The organism is Ectobacillus funiculus, assembly GCF_004138295.1.
Taxonomy (GTDB): Bacteria; Bacillota; Bacilli; order Bacillales; family Bacillaceae_G; genus Ectobacillus; species Ectobacillus funiculus.
This window is the reverse complement of sequence record NZ_SCFM01000046.1, coordinates 18,620-36,536: the sequence shown is the minus strand read 5'-3', so window position 1 is coordinate 36,536 and position 17,917 is coordinate 18,620. Positions and strand designations below refer to the sequence as shown.

The window sequence follows — 17,917 nt, the reverse complement described above, 5'->3', positions numbered from 1 at the left end:
TAGAAAAAAGGCTTGATGCATTGTCATCAAGTCTTTTTTTCACTGTAAGAAAGTAGAAATTTCCAGCTGGAAGCCAGTCGGCGTAGTTGGAAATTTTAGGAATAAAGTATAAGTGCAACTACGCCGCTGTCTTCGCCCAAGAGCGGGGCTCGCCAATCGGCGTGTTTTCGTTACTATCAAAATTTTACCGCAATCCGTAGAAAGGAGTGATGATGATGGAGACAATGCCAAATTGGCTCAAGCAACGAGAATTTTTAACACCGGATCGCATTGCTCTTGAAACAGAGAGGGAGCGGCTGACATTTCGGGAGCTTCATCAAAGAGTTGCTTCACTTGCCGGTAAGCTATGCAGCGCTGGAGTTGAGGAAGGAAGCCAGGTTGCAGTTTTAATGCGTAACAGCATACAAATGGTGCTGACAATTCATGCCTTAGCCTATGTCGGAGCGACTGCTGTGCTGCTAAATACGAGGCTCTCAGAGGAAGAGCTTGCCTGGCAAATGAACGATGCTGAAGTGTCCCTTTTGCTAACAGACGAGGCTCTTCGGCATTATGGGAGACATGTGACTACATATACAATAGGAGAGCTCTCCTCCCTTCAGGAGCAACCTTATGTTATACAAGAGGATTTTTATTCGGATACCGTCATGACGATCATATACACATCCGGCACGACAGGGAACCCAAAGGGTGTATTGTTGACATATGGAAACCATTGGAGCAGCGCTGTCGGTTCTGCGCTTAATATAGGGTTTCGGGAGAATGATTGCTGGCTTGCCTGTCTGCCTTTTTTTCATGTTGGAGGTTTGTCGATTCTGCTGAAAAGTGTTATATACGGCATGCGCGTTGTACTTATGGAGAAGGTCGATGCAGCCGCCCTAAATCAAGCAATTCAAGAAAGGGGCGTTACGATCATTTCCGTTGTAACGAAGGTGCTTACAGATATGGTGCGCGGTCTTGGGGAGAATACGTATCCAAAGGCGCTGCGTTGCGTGCTTCTTGGCGGTGGGCCCGCTCCGAAGCCTTTGTTAGAGGAGTGTATGAAAAAAGATATCCCTGTATACCAAACGTATGGTATGACAGAGACCGCTTCGCAAATTTGTACTCTGTCCTCGGATTATATGCTAACAAAGGTGGGTTCAGCGGGTAAGCCGTTATTTTTCTGTCAACTACGGATCGAAGCAAACGGAGAGGCAGCTCCTGCAAATGTACCAGGGGAAATTGTTGTTAAAGGGCCGAATGTCGCAAAGGGGTACTTTAAGCGAGATGTGCAGCTAGAGGAGGGTTGGCTGCGAACGGGTGATATTGGCTACGTGGATCAGGAAGGATTTTTGTATGTACTTGATCGCCGGAGTGACCTGATTATCTCTGGAGGAGAGAATATTTATCCTGCCCAAATTGAAGAGGTGCTTCTCGCTCATCCAGACGTAGAAGAAGCAGGCGTTGTTGGACGAAAGGATGAAATATGGGGACAAGTGCCGGTTGCGTTTGTTCGAAAAGCAGGAACGAGTCCCGTCACGGAGGAGGAACTTCTTGTGTTTTGCGACAAAAGGCTGGCCCGCTATAAGGTTCCTCGGGAGATTCAATTTGTAGACGAGCTGCCGCGCAATGCTTCCAATAAGCTGTTGCGTCGCGAACTGAAGAAAAAGGTCGAGGGAGAATTCGTATGAACATTAAGCGAGTCACGCTCCATATTACGGAAATGAAGCTCGTTTTTCCTTTTGCAACAAGCTACGGAACATATCGGGAGCGGGAGAGTATTTTAATTGAAATAGAGGATATGGACGGCTGCATTGGCTGGGGAGAGGTCGTTGCCTTTTCGCAGCCATGGTATACGGAGGAGACTGTTCAAACCTCCTTACATATGTTACGTGAATTTCTTGTTCCAAGCTTACTGGGGAGGACTATTGAACATCCAAGCGAGCTGCCTCAGCTATTTTCAAATGTGAAGCGAAATCGTATGGCAAAGGCAGGACTTGAAGGGGCTATTTGGGATATATATGCACAGCATAAAAATCAACCGCTCGCAGCAGTGCTTGGCGGGGTACGAAGCGACATTGAAGTAGGAGTAGTAATTGGAATCGATACGTTGCCGCACATGCTCCAGCAAATTGAACGCTATGCTGCGGAGGGGTATCAAAGATTTAAAGTGAAAATTAAACCAGGGTATGATTCTGAGCTGCTGCAAGGGATTCGTCAGGCGTTTCCCAATCTCCCTCTCATGGCTGATGCTAACTCGGCTTATACACTGCAAGATAAGGATCAGCTAAAGAAGCTTGATGATTTCGGACTGATGATGATTGAACAGCCGTTAGCTGATGATGATATTTTGGATCATGCATTGCTGCAAAAAGAGCTGCAAACACCCATTTGTTTAGATGAGAGTATTCATTCTCTTGAAGATGCCCGCGTGGCGATCACGCTTGGAAGCTGCCGCGTTGTAAATATTAAGGCGGGGCGAGTGGGAGGATTGACCGAGGCGATTCGTATTCATGATTATTGCCAAGCTCATCATATTCCAGTTTGGTGCGGGGGGATGATTGAGACCGGCATATCTCGTGCTCAAAATGTGGCGCTTGCGGCTCTCCCAAATTTCACGATTCCGGGTGATATCTCTGCATCTTCACGCCATTGGGAAGAGGATGTGATTATTCCTGACATAACATTGTCCGATGGAAGAGTGCCTGTATCATCTGTGCCGGGTCTCGGGTATAAGGTGAACCGGAAAAGGCTAAGGAATATCACAATGCAAACAATCGTACTTGAAAATCACTTATGAGTAAGTTCGACTTCTTCCCATACCATCTGATTTGTTGTATAGTGAAGAAGTGAGCATTTTTTGTCGAAAATGTTACAGAATCTTGTGAATCATGGTGTTTTTTGTCAGCTGTAAAAAGTAGAGGGTCAGTTCTTAGCTATTTTTAACCTCTTCCTCTTGACTTGTTTTCAAGCAAGGGAAGATTAAATAAAGGAGGAATTAATGTATGAGTTTATTACATGAAGTGTTAACTTTTAACGAGAAGTTTGTGCAGGAGAAGGAATATGAGAAGTTCCAAACAGATAAATATCCTGAGAAAAAGCTCGTTATTATTTCCTGCATGGATACGAGACTTGTTGAGCTTCTTCCAAAGGCAATGAACATTCGCAATGGGGATGTTAAAATTATAAAGGTGGCTGGAGCGGTTATTGCCCATCCATTTGGTAGTATTATGCGCAGCGTCCTTGTTGCTTTATACGAGCTTGGCGCTGACGAGGTATGTGTTATCGGCCATTACGATTGCGGTATGGCAAGTCTGCAAGCAGAAAAGACAATCGAGAAAATGAAGGCTCGCGGTGTTTCGGAAGAGAAACTGGATACACTTCGCTTTTCAGGCATTGATTTAGAACGCTTCCTACATGGCTTTGAAAATGTAGAAGATAGCGTGAAGCATAGTGTCGATATTATCCGCCAGCATCCATTAATGCCAGAGGGCATACCGGTTCATGGCTTGGTTATTGATCCGAAAACAGGACGTCTTGATTTGGTTACGGACGGGTACGAAGCCTAATGATATTTTTCCGTTTTTTCCGGCACAGGGTCAAAGCCGCCTGGATGAAACGGATGACATTTACAAATACGTTTGATTGTGAGCCAGCCTCCTTTTGCCGCGCCGTGACGGCGGATTGCCTCTAAACCATAGTGTGAGCATGTGGGATAAAAACGGCATGACGGCGGCTTTATCGGAGAGATTACGAGCTGATAAAAGCGAATCAGTGCGAGAAGCATAGATTTCATGGGCTGGCTCCTTTTCATTGTCATTATTTTAGACAGTATTCTTTACTAAAATCCAACTTTCAAATATCATTATGGAGTGTATGTGAATACAATGCAGCACATCCAGAAAAAAGGAGGATTTGATTATGCCATCAGTAGAAAGCTTTGAGCTTGATCATAATATTGTAAAAGCGCCCTATGTGAGACATTGCGGTGTTCACCATGTAGGGAGCGACGGCGTTGTGAATAAGTTTGATATTCGCTTTTGTCAGCCGAATAAGCAGGCGATGAAGCCGGATGTTATTCATACATTAGAGCATTTGCTTGCTTATAACTTAAGAAAGCATGTAGAAAAATACGGTCATTTTGATATTATCGATATTTCTCCAATGGGATGCCAAACAGGCTTTTATCTTGTTGTCAGCGGTACGCCGACTGTTCGTGAAATCATCGATTTATTAGAAGACACGATGAAGGACGCGGTTGAAATAGTAGAGGTTCCAGCTGCAAACGAAACGCAATGTGGGCAGGCTAAGCTTCATGACTTAGAAGGTGCAAAGCGTCTTATGAATTTCTGGCTACAACAAGAAAAAGCCGAGTTGGAAAAAGTATTCGGTTAATGACCTGAGGGTTTATCCTCGTCTTGTTTTACATAAGGGCTATCTTCGGCACGATCGACAGAGTGTTTGTAAGAGTAGCCCTTATTAATTGTGACAACAGATAAAAGCAGCACAACAATCACAACTATTACAGCAATAACTAGTATATGAAACATTCCTCTCTCCTCCCCTTTCCTGCTTTAAAGGATAAGAATGTATTTCTTTTTACACTGTAGGAGTATAAAATTCCAGCAAGAAGCCATTCGACATAATCGGAAATTTTAGGAATACAGCGTAAGTGCAGCTACACCTCTATCTTCGCCAATCGGCGAGTTTTCTTTACAAGCAAGATAAGAAAGTATAACTTTTCGGGGTGATATCTAGCTCCCAAGGCCCGCCTTTTTTCAGTTATTGGCCTTCCCTTTTCTTTGAGACAGCGAAACAGGCTTTTCTTACATAGTACCATGTCCGCAGCGTTCTGCATATTTCTTATATTAATTAGGAACAATTAGGAATAGAGACATTATCAGCGCGATGGCACTGTTTAAGGAACCGTAGTATTTCGCAAAGTGAGGGATAATAAATGGAGAAACAAACATACTATGTATCGATTGCAGACGGTGAGATTTCTAAGGTGAAATCCGCGAATACGTACAGCTTTGAAATTCAAGCAAGCGATATAGAAATTGTGCAGCTTCGTCAATATTTCGATGAAGCATATCAGGCAGATTTAAAAACCTTTGTTAGATCACATATCCCATTCCTTGAGTATCATCATGACCCAGAAAACCATGAATATGACGATAGCCTTCAAAAAGCATATCAAATGATTTATAGCCTGAGCAATCAGGAGACACAAGAAATCATCGCGCAATTGGGCATTATAGACGGACTGTAATAATAGGCATAGGCGCGAAGAATGTGCTACAATTTGTGGTAAGAAAAATTCGCCACAATTGTTAGGGGAGCGTGTGAATGTACACTTTTAAAGATTATTACCACAATACAGTACAGTTATCCTTTGAAGATCGTCCGTTTTCCCATGAACCTAAGCATGTATGGGTTGTTTGCCGGCGTGGAGATGAGTGGCTGCTGACGCATCATTTACGACGCGGATTAGAATTTCCGGGTGGAAAAGTAGAGGACGGAGAGAAACCTGAAGAAGCCGCTGTACGTGAAGTGCGGGAAGAAACAGGCGGGATTGTATCCTATTTGCAATATATAGGACAATATAAGGTCTCAGGAAGGGATAAAATTATTATTAAGAATATTTATTTTGCTACAATTAGCGATTTGCAGGATCATACACATTACAATGAAACAAACGGATCTGTTCTGCTTAAGAAGATACCGGATGACATTAAAGAGGATAAGCGCTTTAGCTTTATTATGCGCGACGATGTGCTGCGGCACAGCCTGGCGTATATTCAAAAACATTGTTTACATAGCACAGGGATGCTAGAGAGCAAAGTACAGGAATTCTAAAGCAGATATATATCTATATACAAACAGACCGAGTCATTTATAGGCTAGGTCTGTTTGTATTACATTGTAGGAAGCATAAATTCTCAGCTAGAAGCGAATTTGACGCAGTCGGAAATTCTAGGATTACAGTGTAAGTGCAACTACGCCTCTGTCTTCGCCAATTGGTGAGTTTTCTTTACATATATTCATTCGATATGTTGACTTAATATACGTTCAAACCACTCGACAAGCACATACATAACAGTAGCCAATACGCATGTAAGCAAAACGCTCATAAGAACAAGGGTAAAGTTGAATACTTGAAAGCCATAGCTAATTAAGTATCCTAAACCTTGCTTAGAAACAAGAAGTTCACCAAAAATAACGCCAACCCAAGAAAGACCAACGTTTACCTTTAAGGTTGAAATAATGATTGGCAATGAAGCAGGAAGGATAACCTTCTGATAGCATTGCCATCTATTAGCGCCGAATGTTTGCAGCACCTTTAAATAATTTGGGTCCACCTCACGAAATGCAGAGTAAATAACAAGAATTGTGATAATGATGGAAACGATCACACCCATGGCAATGGAGGATGTAATGGTCGGTCCGAAAATAACAATAATAATTGGCCCGAGTGCTACCTTTGGCATGGCATTTAATACGACGAGATACGGATCAAGAACCTTAGCAAGAAACGGTAAGGCCCATAATATCGTTGCAATAAGTGTTCCGAGGACAGTACCAAGAAGAAAGCCAGTAAATGTTTCTAGAAGCGTCGTCCAAATATGAGGATATAATGAGCCATCCAGTAGTTTGTCAGCCAGCATGTTAAAAATCCTGGAAGGGGAGCTGAAAAGCAGCGGGTCAATCCACTGGCTGCGGCTTGCGATCTCCCAAAGAACAAAGAAGATAACTAATATGAAAGCCTGTAACAATGCGATGGCTCGCCTTTTCTTTTGTTCTTTTTGTATATATGCTCGATGCAGGAAGGATAAATCTAAGTTTTTATACTTCAAGTTTTTCCAGCTCCCTCCATATAGATTGAAATAGATTCCTGAATTTTGGATGCTGGCGTGCCTGAAATGGAGAAAGTAAACGAATATCTTCTGGGACGAGAATGGTTTTAGCAATACGGCCGGGATTGGTGTGGAGCAAGAAAATGCGGTCACTCATAGAAATAGCCTCTTCGATATCATGAGTGACAAGGATAGCTGTTTTTTTAAACTGCTTCAGCAAGGTGCACACGAGTTCCTCCAGCTTGATTTTGGTTTGATGGTCTAGAGCTGAGAATGGTTCATCTAGCAGCAGTATTTTGGGATTGGTGGCAAGTGTACGCACGAGCGCCACTCGTTGGCGCATACCGCCTGACAACTGGCGCGGATACAGCGTCTCGACATTTTTGAGTCCAACTTCACTAAGCAGCTTCAGTGCTTGCAGCCTTTTGTCTTCATTATATGCCTTAGTAATGCGAAGACCCGTCATGATATTTTCCTCGATTGTTTTCCATGGAAACAAGTAGTCCTGCTGGAGCATATAGCCGATTGAGGAGGTCGGTCTCCATACACGCTCTCCCTCAATCTCAATGGTTCCTTCTAGCGGCCGAAGCAATCCGGCGATGATCGAGAGAAGAGTTGTTTTGCCGCAGCCGCTTGGTCCTAAGAAAGAAATGAATTCTCCCTGCTCCACCTGAAGATGAATATCAGCCAGCACGAGCCTCGCTTCCTTGGCATCGAAAAAGCAATGGTATAAATTTTGGATCGTCAAAAAGCTCATGCGGAATCACTCCTATTGATTAATGACATTTTCCGCAATCGAAGTGTCCACTAATATGTCATATGGCACTTCTTTTGGCAGTTCTCCAGCTTCCTTCATAATACTTTGCAGGTTGTTCCACTCTTCTGTATCTAAAATCGGATTTGTTGCATAAGAGTTTTGGTTTTTATAGCGCTCAATGACCTTAACGATAATATCCTGTGGTGTATCCTCGAAGAGTGGTGTTACTACTTTTGCGATTTCTTCCGGACTATGTGTATCCACCCATTGCTGCCCTTTATAGAGGGCTCTTGTGAATTTTTCGATGACCTTCTTGTTATCTTTTAAGTAGCTTTCTTTTGTCATAAAAGATGTATAGGGAACTTTACCGGATTCCTTGCCAAAGGATGCTACGATATAACCTTTTCCTTCTTTTTCGAAAATACTTGCGGTTGGTTCAAATAATTGAACGAAGTCACCTGTACCAGAAGCAAAGGCGTTTGCAATATTGGCAAACTCAACGTTTTGAATTAAAGTTAAATCTTGCTGCGGGTTGATCCCGTATTTCTTCAAGACGTATTCCCCAACCATTTGCGGCATACCGCCTTTTCTTTGCCCCAAAAATACACTTCCCTCTAAGTCGCTCCAGTTAAAGGAGTCGAGTTTCTTGCGGGAAACGAGAAATGTTCCATCTGTTTGTGTGAGCTGTGCAAAGTTAATAACAGGATCTTTCGCCCCTTGATTATACACATAAATCGATGTTTCCGAACCAACGAGAGCAATATCAATGCCATTTGAGAGAAGCGCAGTCATTGTTTTGTCGCCGCCAGCTGTTGTTTGTAAATCAATGTCCAGACCCTCATCTTTGAAATATCCATTTTGTAACGCCACATATAATGGTGCGTAGAATAAGGAGTGTGTTACCTCTCCGACACGAACTTTTTGCATATTTACTTGTTTTGTTTGATTGCATGCGACAAATGTAAAGAAGCTTAACATTATAATTGTTAATACGCTAACCAGCTTTTTCATAGATGCACCTCCTAAAGTAAGCCTATTTTACTGTATGTGAAAAAACGCCCATATGTGAGCGCCTAGAAAAATTTTTGCTTGTCCCAGAACGGAAATAGCCAAGATTGTATTAGAAAAAGAGCAGCCACGATAGGCTGCTCTTTTTCTAATATAATTCGTTTCCAACAAGCCAAGGTTTTGTTAGAAGAGTAGGCTTTCCCTAAGCGGTATGAGACAACACAGGTTACATCATGGGACCGCCAAGCTTCACGATACGCTCAGGAACCGTTTTGAACTTTTTGAAGTTTTCTTTGAATTGTGCCGCAAGCTTTAATGCTGTTGCCTTGTAGGCAGCTGGATCAGCCCATGTTTTTTTCGGTGTTAAGACATCATCTGGTACACCTGGCACATGAAGTGGAATGTCTAGACCGAAAATATCGTCTTTCACCGTTTCCGTACGGTCGAGCTCACCGCTTAGCGCAGCCTGCACCATTGCACGCGTATACGCAAGGTTCATTCGTTTTCCAGTTCCGTATTCTCCGCCCGTCCAACCAGTATTCACAAGGAATACCTTTGCTCCGTGCTTTTCAATCTTTTGACCAAGCATGTCTGCGTAGCGGGATGCATGTAATGGCAGAAACGGGGAGCCAAAGCATGTTGAGAAGGTCGCCTGCGGAGATGTAACACCGCGTTCTGTACCGGCAAGCTTACTTGTGTAGCCACTTAAAAAATGGTACATGGCTTGCTCCTTTGTTAATTTACTGATAGGAGGCAGTACGCCAAATGCATCCGCGGTTAAAAAGACAATTGTATTCGGATGACCGGCAACACTTGGAAGTACAATATTTTCAATTGCATCAATCCGATACGCGGCACGTGTATTCTCTGTTAAGGAGGTATCATTATAATCTGCAAATCTAGTATTCTCATCTAACACAACATTCTCTAATACAGAGCCGAAAGTAATCGCGTCGAAAATTTGAGGTTCCTTCTTGCGGGATAGATTTACGCATTTTGCATAGCAGCCGCCTTCAATATTGAATACGCCGTTGTCAGACCAACCGTGCTCATCATCACCGATTAATTTACGGTTTGAATCGGCAGACAAGGTTGTTTTTCCTGTACCGGATAAACCAAAGAATAGTGCAACGTCTCCTTCTTCCCCTACATTGGCCGAACAGTGCATAGAAAGGATATCTTTCTCTGGAAGCAAATAGTTCATAATGGAGAAGATGGATTTCTTCATTTCTCCTGCATATTCTGTACCTCCAATCAGTACAATCCGCTTTTCAAAGGAAATGATAATGAATGTCTCCGATTTTGTTCCATCGAGTGCTGGGTCTGCTTTGAATGTCGGAGCAGACACGATGGTGAATTGTGCTTCGTGGTTTGCAAGCTCCTGTGTTGTCGGGCGGATGAATAGCTGCTGGGCAAATAAGTTGTGCCATGCGAATTCATTTACAACCTGGATGGGAAGGCGGTAGTTACGGTCTGCGCCAGCAAAGCCCTTGAATACGAAAAGCTCCTCTTTTTCTCTTAAATGCTCCAGTACCTTTGTGTATAAGTGGTGAAAGGTTTCTTCAGCAATTGGCTGGTTCACTACGCCCCAGTCAATTTTATCCTTGACGGATGCTTCGCTGACAATAAATTTGTCCTTGGGGGAACGTCCTGTATATTTTCCGGTTGAAACAGAAACAGCACCTGTTGAAGTTAGGCTTCCTTCTTCTCGGATTAAAACCTTTTCTACCAATTGCGGTACGCTTAATTGAACATGTGCATTGCTTCCGTTTAATAGTTCAGTTAACCCGATTTGGACATTCGCAGTATTCATCATCAAAACCATCCTTTGTTTGAATTATAGAAAAATATCTCACATTACCCATAAAAAGTATAACACATTGTTATAAATAGTGTATACTATTTATTGGTTTATGTTTGTGTGTTTACACTTTTTGGGGATTTTTCCTGTTATAAAAATTGATCAAGATGTTATTAGATGAATTGGTGTGTACTATTATTCGTTTTAGAATACATGTACCAACACATAATAAGCAGGATTTTTTTGCTGAAATTTAAGGGGAATGAATTGACAAAGTAGTGTTATTTCTATACTATAGCTTTAAGACGGATACTCTCTTATCCCGAGCTGGCAGAGGGACAGGCCCTATGAAGCCCAGCAACCTGACCGAAAAGGTAAAGGTGCTCAACCTGATGCAAGGCAGCAATGCTTTGAACGATAAGAGTGAAAGGCAAGAAATGACACATTCAACCTTTCCTCAGATGGAAAGGTTTTTTATTTTGCTTTCTTGGGAATTTTAAGAATGTCGTATGACAATTTAATTTAGGGATGAGTTCCGTACATAATAGATTAGGGGAGGTTTACCAATGACAAACAAGCGTCGTCTTTTCACGTCCGAGTCTGTAACCGAAGGGCATCCGGACAAAATTTGTGACCAAATTTCAGATTCTATTTTGGATGCGATTTTAACAAACGATCCAAACGCACGTGTAGCTTGTGAAACAACGGTAACAACAGGTTTAGTGCTAGTAGCTGGTGAAATTACAACTTCTACATACGTGGACATTCCAAAAATCGTTCGTGAAACAATCCGTGAAATTGGCTATACTCGTGCAAAGTACGGCTTTGATGCTGGAACATGTGCGGTATTAACTTCTATCGATGAACAGTCTGCCGATATCGCAGCGGGTGTAGATAAAGCGCTGGAAGCGCGTGAAGGCTCTATGTCTGACGAAGAAATCGAAGCAATCGGTGCTGGTGACCAAGGTTTAATGTTTGGTTTTGCATGTAACGAAACGAAAGAGCTTATGCCTCTTCCAATCTCTCTTGCACACAAGTTATCCCGCCGTTTAACAGAAGTGCGCAAGGATGATACATTACCGTACCTTCGTCCGGACGGTAAAACACAAGTAACGGTTGAATACGATGAAAATGGAAAGCCGGTTCGCGTTGATACAATCGTTATTTCCACGCAGCACCATCCAGAAGCAACGCATGAGCAAATCGAGCGTAATCTTAAAGAATATGTAATTAAGCCAGTTGTTCCAGCTGAGCTTGTTGATGAGAATACAAAATACTTTATTAACCCAACAGGCCGCTTCGTAATCGGTGGACCGCAAGGGGATGCTGGTTTAACAGGCCGTAAAATCATTGTTGATACATACGGCGGGTATGCTCGCCATGGCGGCGGTGCGTTCTCCGGTAAGGATCCTACAAAGGTAGACCGTTCTGCAGCATATGCCGCTCGTTACGTTGCGAAAAACATCGTAGCAGCAGGGCTTGCGGATAAAGCGGAAGTACAGCTTGCATACGCGATTGGTGTAGCGCAGCCAGTATCTATTTCTGTTGATACATTTGGAACAGGAAAAGTGTCTGAGGATGTATTGGTTGATTTGATTCGTAAAAATTTTGACCTTCGTCCAGCAGGTATCATTAAAATGCTTGATTTACGTCGCCCGATTTATAAGAAAACAGCAGCGTACGGTCACTTTGGCCGCAACGAGCTTGACCTTACTTGGGAGCGTATAGACAAAGCTGATACGCTTCGTCAGCAAGCAGGGGTATAATCATGAAAAAGATCTATGCAGCGCATGGGTCTTTTTTATTTGAAAAAGTATAAATTTCCGGCTAGAAGTGAGACGTAGCCGGAAATTTTAGGAATACAGTATAAGGAGAGCTACGCCAATCAGCTACAAGATCAACACGGGCTGTTCGGTTCCCTGTAGTTGTGAAAAAAAGGAATGAGTGCATCGTTTCTTTTCCTCAAACAATAAGCCTGCAGATGCATTTTCTGTTCGTTCCCTTTGTGGAGCATAACCAGTGTAAAGGGGAAAGGAAGGATGGACTGCAATGATTAATAAAATTGCGTGTTTGTTTTGGCTGCTTTGTCTGAGTGTATTCTTAAGCGGGGTGGTTTGGACTACCTCCAAAGGATCCGAACATGAAAGAATTATGCATTCTGTTGTACATAAAGTACAAATACAAAGGATGTATGATACGAGGATATATGATACACAGCTATAAACTAGAGAGCAACAGAAGAATGACAAGTGCATTCGGATACAATTCCATCACATATGTGTGAAAAGCCTTGGGTCAAAGAACGTGACTCAAGGCTTTTATTACACTTTAAGAAAGTATAAATTTCTAGCTAGAAGCCAATTCGACGTCGTGAGAAATTTTAGGAATACAGTATAAGTAGGGCTACGCCTCTGTTTTCGACCAAAGGCAGGGCTCGCCAGTCGGCGAGTTTTCTTTAGTGAAACGAGTAGCATTGTTCTGGCTGTATGTTATATGCTTGAAAGGTGTTATACATAGCAAAGATCGATCTATCTACAATTGTGTAAAGGGCGGGAGATGAAAATGGAACAAGATACTGTACAGTCTGAGCTGCGCCTCATTCGAGATCACAGGTACGCGGTGCCTGATGATACGGATGCTTATCCGTATACGCAAATAATTATGGAGGAAATTGGTTCAACTGATGCTGATTTCCGTGAGTTGATTTATGAGGTTTTAGCAAGCTGGATTGCAAACGGGGTGTTTCGTCATAAGGAGCTAAGGGGCCTATTGCTTCAAGCGTTAAGTCCAGATTATTTATTGTATGGAATTGGTGAGGATGGAACAGATTCTGTGTTTCGGCGAGCTGCTTCTGCTTCTGTTTTGGCTGCTATTCTATCTTTTCATGAACGTGATCCGTTTTTATCAGAGGAGCAGCTAGAGAGTGTTGCCGAGCAAATGATAGAGTATCTGTATTTGGAACAAGATGTGAGAGGATATATAAAAGAAAAAGGAAAAGCACAGGCTGTTGTGCAGGCAGCTGATGCTCTTGCTGCAATTGCTCGTTGTTTAACAACAGAGCAGGCATCTCTTGCATATGCGATGTTAGAGGCGATTAAGGAAAAGGTGTGTCAGGGAGAGCAAGTGTATGCTCATTTCGAAGATGAACATTTTGTACGTGTGGTACTTGCGCTTTGGGAAAAGGGACTTATTAATGAAATGTATATGGCAGCGTGGATTGTAAACTTTGTTGAGCTAGAAGAGGCAGTGCAGCCGGCTCGAGATATTGTAACGCAAAACATCAAGATGTTTTTGCGCAGCTTATATTTTCGAGTAACAGATGATAATATTGCATCCATGTTACGTGAGACGTTGCAGCAGCTAAGATTACGGGAGCATGAATGAAAGGAAAGACTGTTCCTGCTAAATGGGACAGTCCTTTTTAAATATTTACAGTATTATGAAAAGCAGGACTTGGGAAGCAAAAAAGGCTTCTAATGTGTAGCTAATATTGGAGTGTGTATGATGAAGAAAATCTCGGGCTATGGTTATTGGATTGTATTAGTGATTGTTGCGGTTGCTCCACTTCAATCGATTTATCAATGGATAACAAATAGACAAAATTTTGAAACACCAGATTATCTCTCCCTAGGATTTGGAGTAGTTGGTTTTTTAGCTATGTTTTATTTGATCGTTGTTATGCAAAAGGCTAAGAAGAAACAGATGTAAATCGTTTTATTGATAGAACCGATGAAAATCCCCGCTTGGTGGGGATTTTTTTACACTGTAGAAAAGTATAAATTTCTAGCTAGAAGTGATTCGACGTAGTTAGAAATTTTAGGAATACAGTATAAGTGCAACTACGCTTCTGTCTTCGCCTACCGGCTCGCCAGTCAGCGAGTTTTCTTTACACTCTAAGAAAGTATAAATTTCTAGCTAGAAGACAATTCGACGTAGCCAGAAATTTTAGGAATAAAGTATAAGTGCAACTAAGCCTTTGTCTTCACCCAAAGGCAGGGCTTGCCAATCGGCGAGTTTTCTTTAAAATCTCTGCTCCGCCTCTAATACAAGCGCCTCCCCATGAAGGGTTACTTCCCCTTCTGAAGTAAGTAATGTGCAGCTTGTAATTGCAAATGCCTCTCCTTCCTTGCTCATTTCATACTCCAATAAAATACCGCTTTCAAGGAGTTCGCTGTCCGCGTATACATGGACATATTCTCCTTGAGAGGAGTGCAATTTTTTCTCATGTAAAAAGCGGCTCCACTCATCCCAGTTTGTTACGATATAAGCGGGGGTGCCATCTTGCAAATAGCCGAGCATGCTGCCTTTATCGAAGATGCGTCCATTTATTTTTTCTGCCAGTATAACAAGAAAACGATGGATTAAGGCGTATTGTGCGTATGATAGCTTTTCGGAAAAAGAAACAGAAACCTCCTTCGTTTCCTCACGTACCTCTATCGTAACCAATTTATCTAAAGCGCTTGTGGTAAGCTCTTGGATATACTCCGCGGGATTGCCAGTCTGATATGTAATTCTCGTCTTTAACATCGTAAAGCCCCCTTCATTACTATTGTAATTTTATTATGGCTTACTGGTGATGAATATTCTGTGAACATGGTCACAGGTAAGCCTGATTTTGTGATAAATATCACATTTCTTTTTCTACAACCACTATAAGATAAAAGCATAGAGAGCGCACTCCATACTATCAAAATTGAAATGAAAATAACTTAAATGCAGAGAGGGGAATGTATATGGCCACTGTTGTAGAGAAACAGTTTAAGAAAAAACAAGGTCGTATCGGTGCTAACTGGGATCCTGAAAACCCAACGTTTTGGGCAGCGGAAGGAAGACGCCATGCGACAAGAAATCTTTGGATCTCTGTTCCAGCGTTAATGCTTTCTTTTATTGTTTGGCAAATTTGGTCTGTTGTTGCAGTAAGATTAAATGATATTGGTTTTGCCTTTTCGCAAGAGCAATTATTTACATTAGCGGCAATTCCGGGCCTTGTCGGCGCAACACTTCGTTTCGTATATACGTTCGGTGTGGGACAGTTTGGGGGACGTAACTGGACTGTATTCTCTACAGCTATTCTCGCAGTTCCGGCAATTGGAATTGGAGTGGCGGTGCAAAATCCAGACACGCCATATTCCACTATGCTTCTATTAGCAGCGCTTTGTGGACTTGGCGGCGGAAGCTTTTCTTCTTCTGTTGCAAATATTAGCTTCTTCTTCCCAAAAAAAGAAAAAGGCACAGCACTTGGTATTAATGGCGGTCTAGGAAACATGGGTGTCTCCGTCGTGCAGTTTGTTACACCTTTAATTATTACAACTGGCACATTCGCAGCAATTGGCGGCGAAGGGCAAGTATTGCAAAATGGTCAAGAGCTTTGGCTGCAAAATGCAGCATTTATTTGGGTCATTCCAATTATCATTGTAACGCTTGCAGCATTACTCGGAATGGATAATGTTCCGGGGGTGAAGCAATCTCCAGCTGCACAATTTGTGATTGTAAAGCGTAAACATACTTGGATTATGACTTGGTTATACGTTGCAACATTCGGTTCCTTTATTGGGTATTCTGCAGCATTTCCGTTATTATTAAAAGCACAATTCCCTGAAAAATTATCGCTTGCCTTCTTAGGTGCATTGTTAGCAGCAGCAGGTCGTCCGATTGGCGGCTGGATTTCTGATAAATTTGGCGGCTCTAGAGTAACGGCATTTACGCTTGTTGTGATGACAATCGGGGCGCTAGGGGTTATTCATTTCTTGGCTCAAAAGGATTTTAATGGCTTTTTAGCATCCTTCCTTGTATTATTTGTGGCAGCGGGTATTGGTTCTGGCTCTACGTTCCAAATGATTCCAAACATCTTTCCTGTTAAAGAAGCTGCACCAGTACTAGGATTCACAGCAGCGTTTGCAGCTTACGGCTCCTTCTTTATTCCGAAATTGTTTGGATGGTCTGTAGAAACGACAGGAACACATGCAACAGCATTCTACGTTTTTATCGTCTTTTATATCATTTCCTTTGGTTTAAATTGGTATTTCTATCAAAGGAAGAATGCGAAAATAAAATGTTAATGCTAAAGGGAAAGAAGTACTCTTTCCCTTTTTTTCAATGTAAGAAAGCATAAATTTCTAGCCCGATGCCAATTCGACGTAGTCGAAAATTTTAGGGATATAGTAGAGATGTGTCAGATTTTCTCACGCAACAAAAAGGGGATTTTTGGATTGCTATCTAGCTCCCATGGCTTACTCCTTCACAAAATAACTTCAACACCAAAGGAAAAAGGCGCCTTCTATGGTGAAAATAAAGGGAAAGCCTCCATGAAGGATTAATTTCGCTAAAGCCGTGCATTTTATGCAAAGGATGTTTTACTGCGGGAGCAAGAGCGGGATGTAGCCGCTTTTCTTAATAACTACAACGTTTATGTTGGAATTTCTAACGTTTCAGCGTTACAATAAAAGATGTTCTAACAAGAGTAAGAGTGACAGAAAGGAGAGCGCTGCGATGGAAGAGAGAAAAGTACAGGATACGCATAAACGTTCGCTCCGTGATTTGCGCATTTCAGTGACAGACCGCTGTAACTTTCGTTGCATTTATTGTATGCCGATTGAGGAATTTGGTCCGAATCACTGTTTTATGCCGCGTGAGCAACTGCTCACCTTTGAGGAAATCACTCGGCTTGCCAAACAATTTGTCCGCCTTGGTGTAGAAAAGATTCGCTTGACTGGAGGAGAGCCGCTCCTTCGCAAGGATTTACCCGTGCTCATCGAGATGCTTGCAGCAATTGATGGAGTGAAGGATTTGTCTCTTACAACAAATGGTCTTTTGTTAAAGAAATATGCACCGATTTTAAAGCAAGCGGGTATCCAAAGGATTAATGCGAGCCTTGATGCGCTCGATAATGATATATTTACGAAGATGAACGGAGTAGGTGTTCGTTCCGAAACAGTATTAGAAGGAATTGAGGCAGCCGTGCAAGCCGGGTTAAAAGTCAAGGTTAACATGGTCGTGAAAAAAGGTATGAATGATTCGCAAATATTGCCGATGGCCCATTTCTTCAGGGAAAAGGGAATTACACTTAGATTCATTGAATTTATGGATGTAGGTTCAACGAATAATTGGAAGCTTGATGAGGTAATTACAAGCAAACAAATTCACGATATGATTCATAGCGAGACGCCGATTGAGCCTATTGCTCCTGATTATGCAGGAGAGGTAGCGAAGCGGTATCGTTATGTAGGTACTCAAGCAGAAGTTGGTTTTATTTCTTCTGTATCCGCAGCTTTTTGTTCTTCGTGTACACGTGCACGTTTATCGGCTGATGGTCACCTATACACATGTTTGTTTGCCGAAAAGGGCACGCCGCTTCGTGAGTTTATCCGTTCCGGTGCTTCAGATGAGGAACTGTTTGCAACAATATGCGGGACATGGGAAAAGCGTGATGATCGTTATTCTGAGGAGCGGTCCTCCTATTATGAGCAAGGAAAACAAAGAAAGCCGATTGAAATGTCGTATATCGGCGGGTAAGAAGGG

General features: G+C 42.4%; 18 protein-coding genes and 1 riboswitch. Of the genes, 11 read left to right on the top strand and 7 right to left on the bottom strand.

Going from position 1 to position 17,917, the window contains the following annotated elements; translation table 11 throughout:
* Positions 1 to 215: 215 nt before the first annotated feature.
* From EP737_RS21035 to EP737_RS21025, 3 genes are all read left to right on the top strand, one after another.
* Positions 216 to 1,667 carry an o-succinylbenzoate--CoA ligase gene (locus EP737_RS21035; protein ID WP_129730676.1) on the top strand — a complete coding sequence of 484 codons (1,452 nt, stop codon included), beginning with the start codon at positions 216 to 218 and terminating at the stop codon, positions 1,665 to 1,667.
* On the top strand, positions 1,664 to 2,776 hold the full coding sequence (menC, locus tag EP737_RS21030; RefSeq protein WP_129730674.1) for an o-succinylbenzoate synthase: 1,113 nt from the start codon (positions 1,664 to 1,666) through the stop codon (positions 2,774 to 2,776). The genes EP737_RS21035 and menC overlap by 4 nt, the downstream gene beginning before the upstream one ends.
* A 205-nt stretch (positions 2,777 to 2,981) precedes the next feature.
* On the top strand, positions 2,982 to 3,545 hold the full coding sequence (locus tag EP737_RS21025) for a beta-class carbonic anhydrase (RefSeq protein WP_129730672.1): 564 nt from the start codon (positions 2,982 to 2,984) through the stop codon (positions 3,543 to 3,545).
* Here EP737_RS21025 and yidD read toward each other — a convergent pair.
* On the bottom strand, positions 3,542 to 3,772 hold the full coding sequence (yidD, locus tag EP737_RS21020; RefSeq protein WP_205650994.1) for a membrane protein insertion efficiency factor YidD: 231 nt from the start codon (positions 3,770 to 3,772) through the stop codon (positions 3,542 to 3,544). The two genes, EP737_RS21025 and yidD, sit on opposite strands and share 4 nt — an antisense overlap.
* A gap of 125 nt (positions 3,773 to 3,897) precedes the next feature.
* Between yidD and EP737_RS21015 the strand changes: the two genes are divergently transcribed.
* On the top strand, positions 3,898 to 4,371 hold the full coding sequence (locus EP737_RS21015) for an S-ribosylhomocysteine lyase (protein ID WP_129730670.1): 474 nt from the start codon (positions 3,898 to 3,900) through the stop codon (positions 4,369 to 4,371).
* Here EP737_RS21015 and ytzI read toward each other — a convergent pair.
* Positions 4,368 to 4,526, bottom strand: a complete 159-nt coding sequence (ytzI, locus tag EP737_RS21010; RefSeq protein ID WP_129730668.1) for a YtzI protein — start codon at positions 4,524 to 4,526, stop codon at positions 4,368 to 4,370. The two genes, EP737_RS21015 and ytzI, sit on opposite strands and share 4 nt — an antisense overlap.
* 407 nt (positions 4,527 to 4,933) lie before the next feature.
* Here ytzI and EP737_RS21005 point away from each other — a divergent pair, with 407 nt between their 5' ends.
* Both EP737_RS21005 and ytkD read left to right on the top strand, forming a co-directional pair.
* Positions 4,934 to 5,248, top strand: coding sequence for a hydrolase (locus EP737_RS21005; RefSeq protein WP_129730666.1), 315 nt, complete (start codon positions 4,934 to 4,936; stop codon positions 5,246 to 5,248).
* Between the two features lie 77 nt (positions 5,249 to 5,325).
* Entirely contained in the window at positions 5,326 to 5,835 is a 510-nt protein-coding gene (ytkD, locus tag EP737_RS21000) for an RNA deprotection pyrophosphohydrolase (protein ID WP_129730664.1), read from the top strand.
* 185 nt (positions 5,836 to 6,020) lie between these two features.
* Here the strand turns inward: ytkD and EP737_RS20995 are convergent, their stop codons facing one another.
* From EP737_RS20995 to pckA, 4 genes are all read right to left on the bottom strand, one after another.
* Positions 6,021 to 6,788 (bottom strand): ABC transporter permease, encoded by a 768-nt coding sequence (locus EP737_RS20995; protein ID WP_425455945.1) that lies wholly within the window; start codon positions 6,786 to 6,788, stop codon positions 6,021 to 6,023.
* Between the two features lie 34 nt (positions 6,789 to 6,822).
* The gene (locus tag EP737_RS20990; RefSeq protein WP_129730660.1) at positions 6,823 to 7,590 is read right to left on the bottom strand and encodes an ABC transporter ATP-binding protein; all 768 of its coding nucleotides are present in this window, start codon (positions 7,588 to 7,590) and stop codon (positions 6,823 to 6,825) included.
* Positions 7,591 to 7,602: 12 nt separating this feature from the next.
* Positions 7,603 to 8,601 carry an ABC transporter substrate-binding protein gene (locus EP737_RS20985; RefSeq protein WP_129730658.1) on the bottom strand — a complete coding sequence of 333 codons (999 nt, stop codon included), beginning with the start codon at positions 8,599 to 8,601 and terminating at the stop codon, positions 7,603 to 7,605.
* Positions 8,602 to 8,824: 223 nt separating this feature from the next.
* Entirely contained in the window at positions 8,825 to 10,411 is a 1,587-nt protein-coding gene (gene pckA / locus EP737_RS20980) for a phosphoenolpyruvate carboxykinase (ATP) (protein WP_129730708.1), read from the bottom strand.
* 302 nt (positions 10,412 to 10,713) lie between these two features.
* A riboswitch (SAM riboswitch) is annotated at positions 10,714 to 10,823 on the top strand.
* A gap of 142 nt (positions 10,824 to 10,965) precedes the next feature.
* On the opposite strand from pckA, the gene metK reads away from it, so the two are divergent.
* The 3 genes from metK (at position 10,966) to EP737_RS20965 (ending at position 14,107) form a co-directional block, all read left to right on the top strand.
* On the top strand, positions 10,966 to 12,165 hold the full coding sequence (gene metK / locus EP737_RS20975) for a methionine adenosyltransferase (RefSeq protein WP_129730656.1): 1,200 nt from the start codon (positions 10,966 to 10,968) through the stop codon (positions 12,163 to 12,165).
* 796 nt (positions 12,166 to 12,961) lie between these two features.
* Positions 12,962 to 13,783, top strand: a complete 822-nt coding sequence (locus tag EP737_RS20970; protein WP_129730654.1) for a DUF2785 domain-containing protein — start codon at positions 12,962 to 12,964, stop codon at positions 13,781 to 13,783.
* A 120-nt stretch (positions 13,784 to 13,903) separates the two neighbouring features.
* Positions 13,904 to 14,107, top strand: a complete 204-nt coding sequence (locus EP737_RS20965) for a hypothetical protein (RefSeq protein WP_129730652.1) — start codon at positions 13,904 to 13,906, stop codon at positions 14,105 to 14,107.
* 312 nt (positions 14,108 to 14,419) lie between these two features.
* Here EP737_RS20965 and EP737_RS20960 read toward each other — a convergent pair whose 3' ends face one another.
* Positions 14,420 to 14,926 carry a hypothetical protein gene (locus EP737_RS20960; protein ID WP_129730650.1) on the bottom strand — a complete coding sequence of 169 codons (507 nt, stop codon included), beginning with the start codon at positions 14,924 to 14,926 and terminating at the stop codon, positions 14,420 to 14,422.
* A gap of 206 nt (positions 14,927 to 15,132) precedes the next feature.
* Here EP737_RS20960 and EP737_RS20955 point away from each other — a divergent pair, with 206 nt between their 5' ends.
* On the top strand, positions 15,133 to 16,458 hold the full coding sequence (locus EP737_RS20955; RefSeq protein ID WP_129730644.1) for a NarK family nitrate/nitrite MFS transporter: 1,326 nt from the start codon (positions 15,133 to 15,135) through the stop codon (positions 16,456 to 16,458).
* A 430-nt stretch (positions 16,459 to 16,888) separates the two neighbouring features.
* The gene (gene moaA / locus EP737_RS20950; protein ID WP_213084044.1) at positions 16,889 to 17,911 is read left to right on the top strand and encodes a GTP 3',8-cyclase MoaA; all 1,023 of its coding nucleotides are present in this window, start codon (positions 16,889 to 16,891) and stop codon (positions 17,909 to 17,911) included.
* Positions 17,912 to 17,917 lie beyond the last annotated feature (6 nt).

Excerpts from the sequence above, each read along its gene's own strand:
- EP737_RS20960 (WP_129730650.1), bottom strand. The coding sequence starts at position 14,926 with ATGTTAAAGACGAGAATTACATATCAGACTGGCAATCCCGCGGAGTAT.
- EP737_RS20985 (WP_129730658.1), bottom strand. The coding sequence starts at position 8,601 with ATGAAAAAGCTGGTTAGCGTATTAACAATTATAATGTTAAGCTTCTTT.
- EP737_RS21035 (WP_129730676.1), top strand. The coding sequence starts at position 216 with ATGGAGACAATGCCAAATTGGCTCAAGCAACGAGAATTTTTAACACCG.
- EP737_RS20970 (WP_129730654.1), top strand. The coding sequence starts at position 12,962 with ATGGAACAAGATACTGTACAGTCTGAGCTGCGCCTCATTCGAGATCAC.
- EP737_RS20965 (WP_129730652.1), top strand. The coding sequence starts at position 13,904 with ATGAAGAAAATCTCGGGCTATGGTTATTGGATTGTATTAGTGATTGTT.
- EP737_RS21025 (WP_129730672.1), top strand. The coding sequence starts at position 2,982 with ATGAGTTTATTACATGAAGTGTTAACTTTTAACGAGAAGTTTGTGCAG.
- ytkD (WP_129730664.1), top strand. The coding sequence starts at position 5,326 with ATGTACACTTTTAAAGATTATTACCACAATACAGTACAGTTATCCTTT.
- moaA (WP_213084044.1), top strand. The coding sequence starts at position 16,889 with ATGGAAGAGAGAAAAGTACAGGATACGCATAAACGTTCGCTCCGTGAT.
- EP737_RS20955 (WP_129730644.1), top strand. The coding sequence starts at position 15,133 with ATGGCCACTGTTGTAGAGAAACAGTTTAAGAAAAAACAAGGTCGTATC.
- pckA (WP_129730708.1), bottom strand. The coding sequence starts at position 10,411 with ATGAATACTGCGAATGTCCAAATCGGGTTAACTGAACTATTAAACGGA.
- yidD (WP_205650994.1), bottom strand. The coding sequence starts at position 3,772 with ATGAAATCTATGCTTCTCGCACTGATTCGCTTTTATCAGCTCGTAATC.
- EP737_RS21005 (WP_129730666.1), top strand. The coding sequence starts at position 4,934 with ATGGAGAAACAAACATACTATGTATCGATTGCAGACGGTGAGATTTCT.
- EP737_RS20990 (WP_129730660.1), bottom strand. The coding sequence starts at position 7,590 with ATGAGCTTTTTGACGATCCAAAATTTATACCATTGCTTTTTCGATGCC.
- menC (WP_129730674.1), top strand. The coding sequence starts at position 1,664 with ATGAACATTAAGCGAGTCACGCTCCATATTACGGAAATGAAGCTCGTT.
- ytzI (WP_129730668.1), bottom strand. The coding sequence starts at position 4,526 with ATGTTTCATATACTAGTTATTGCTGTAATAGTTGTGATTGTTGTGCTG.
- metK (WP_129730656.1), top strand. The coding sequence starts at position 10,966 with ATGACAAACAAGCGTCGTCTTTTCACGTCCGAGTCTGTAACCGAAGGG.
- EP737_RS21015 (WP_129730670.1), top strand. The coding sequence starts at position 3,898 with ATGCCATCAGTAGAAAGCTTTGAGCTTGATCATAATATTGTAAAAGCG.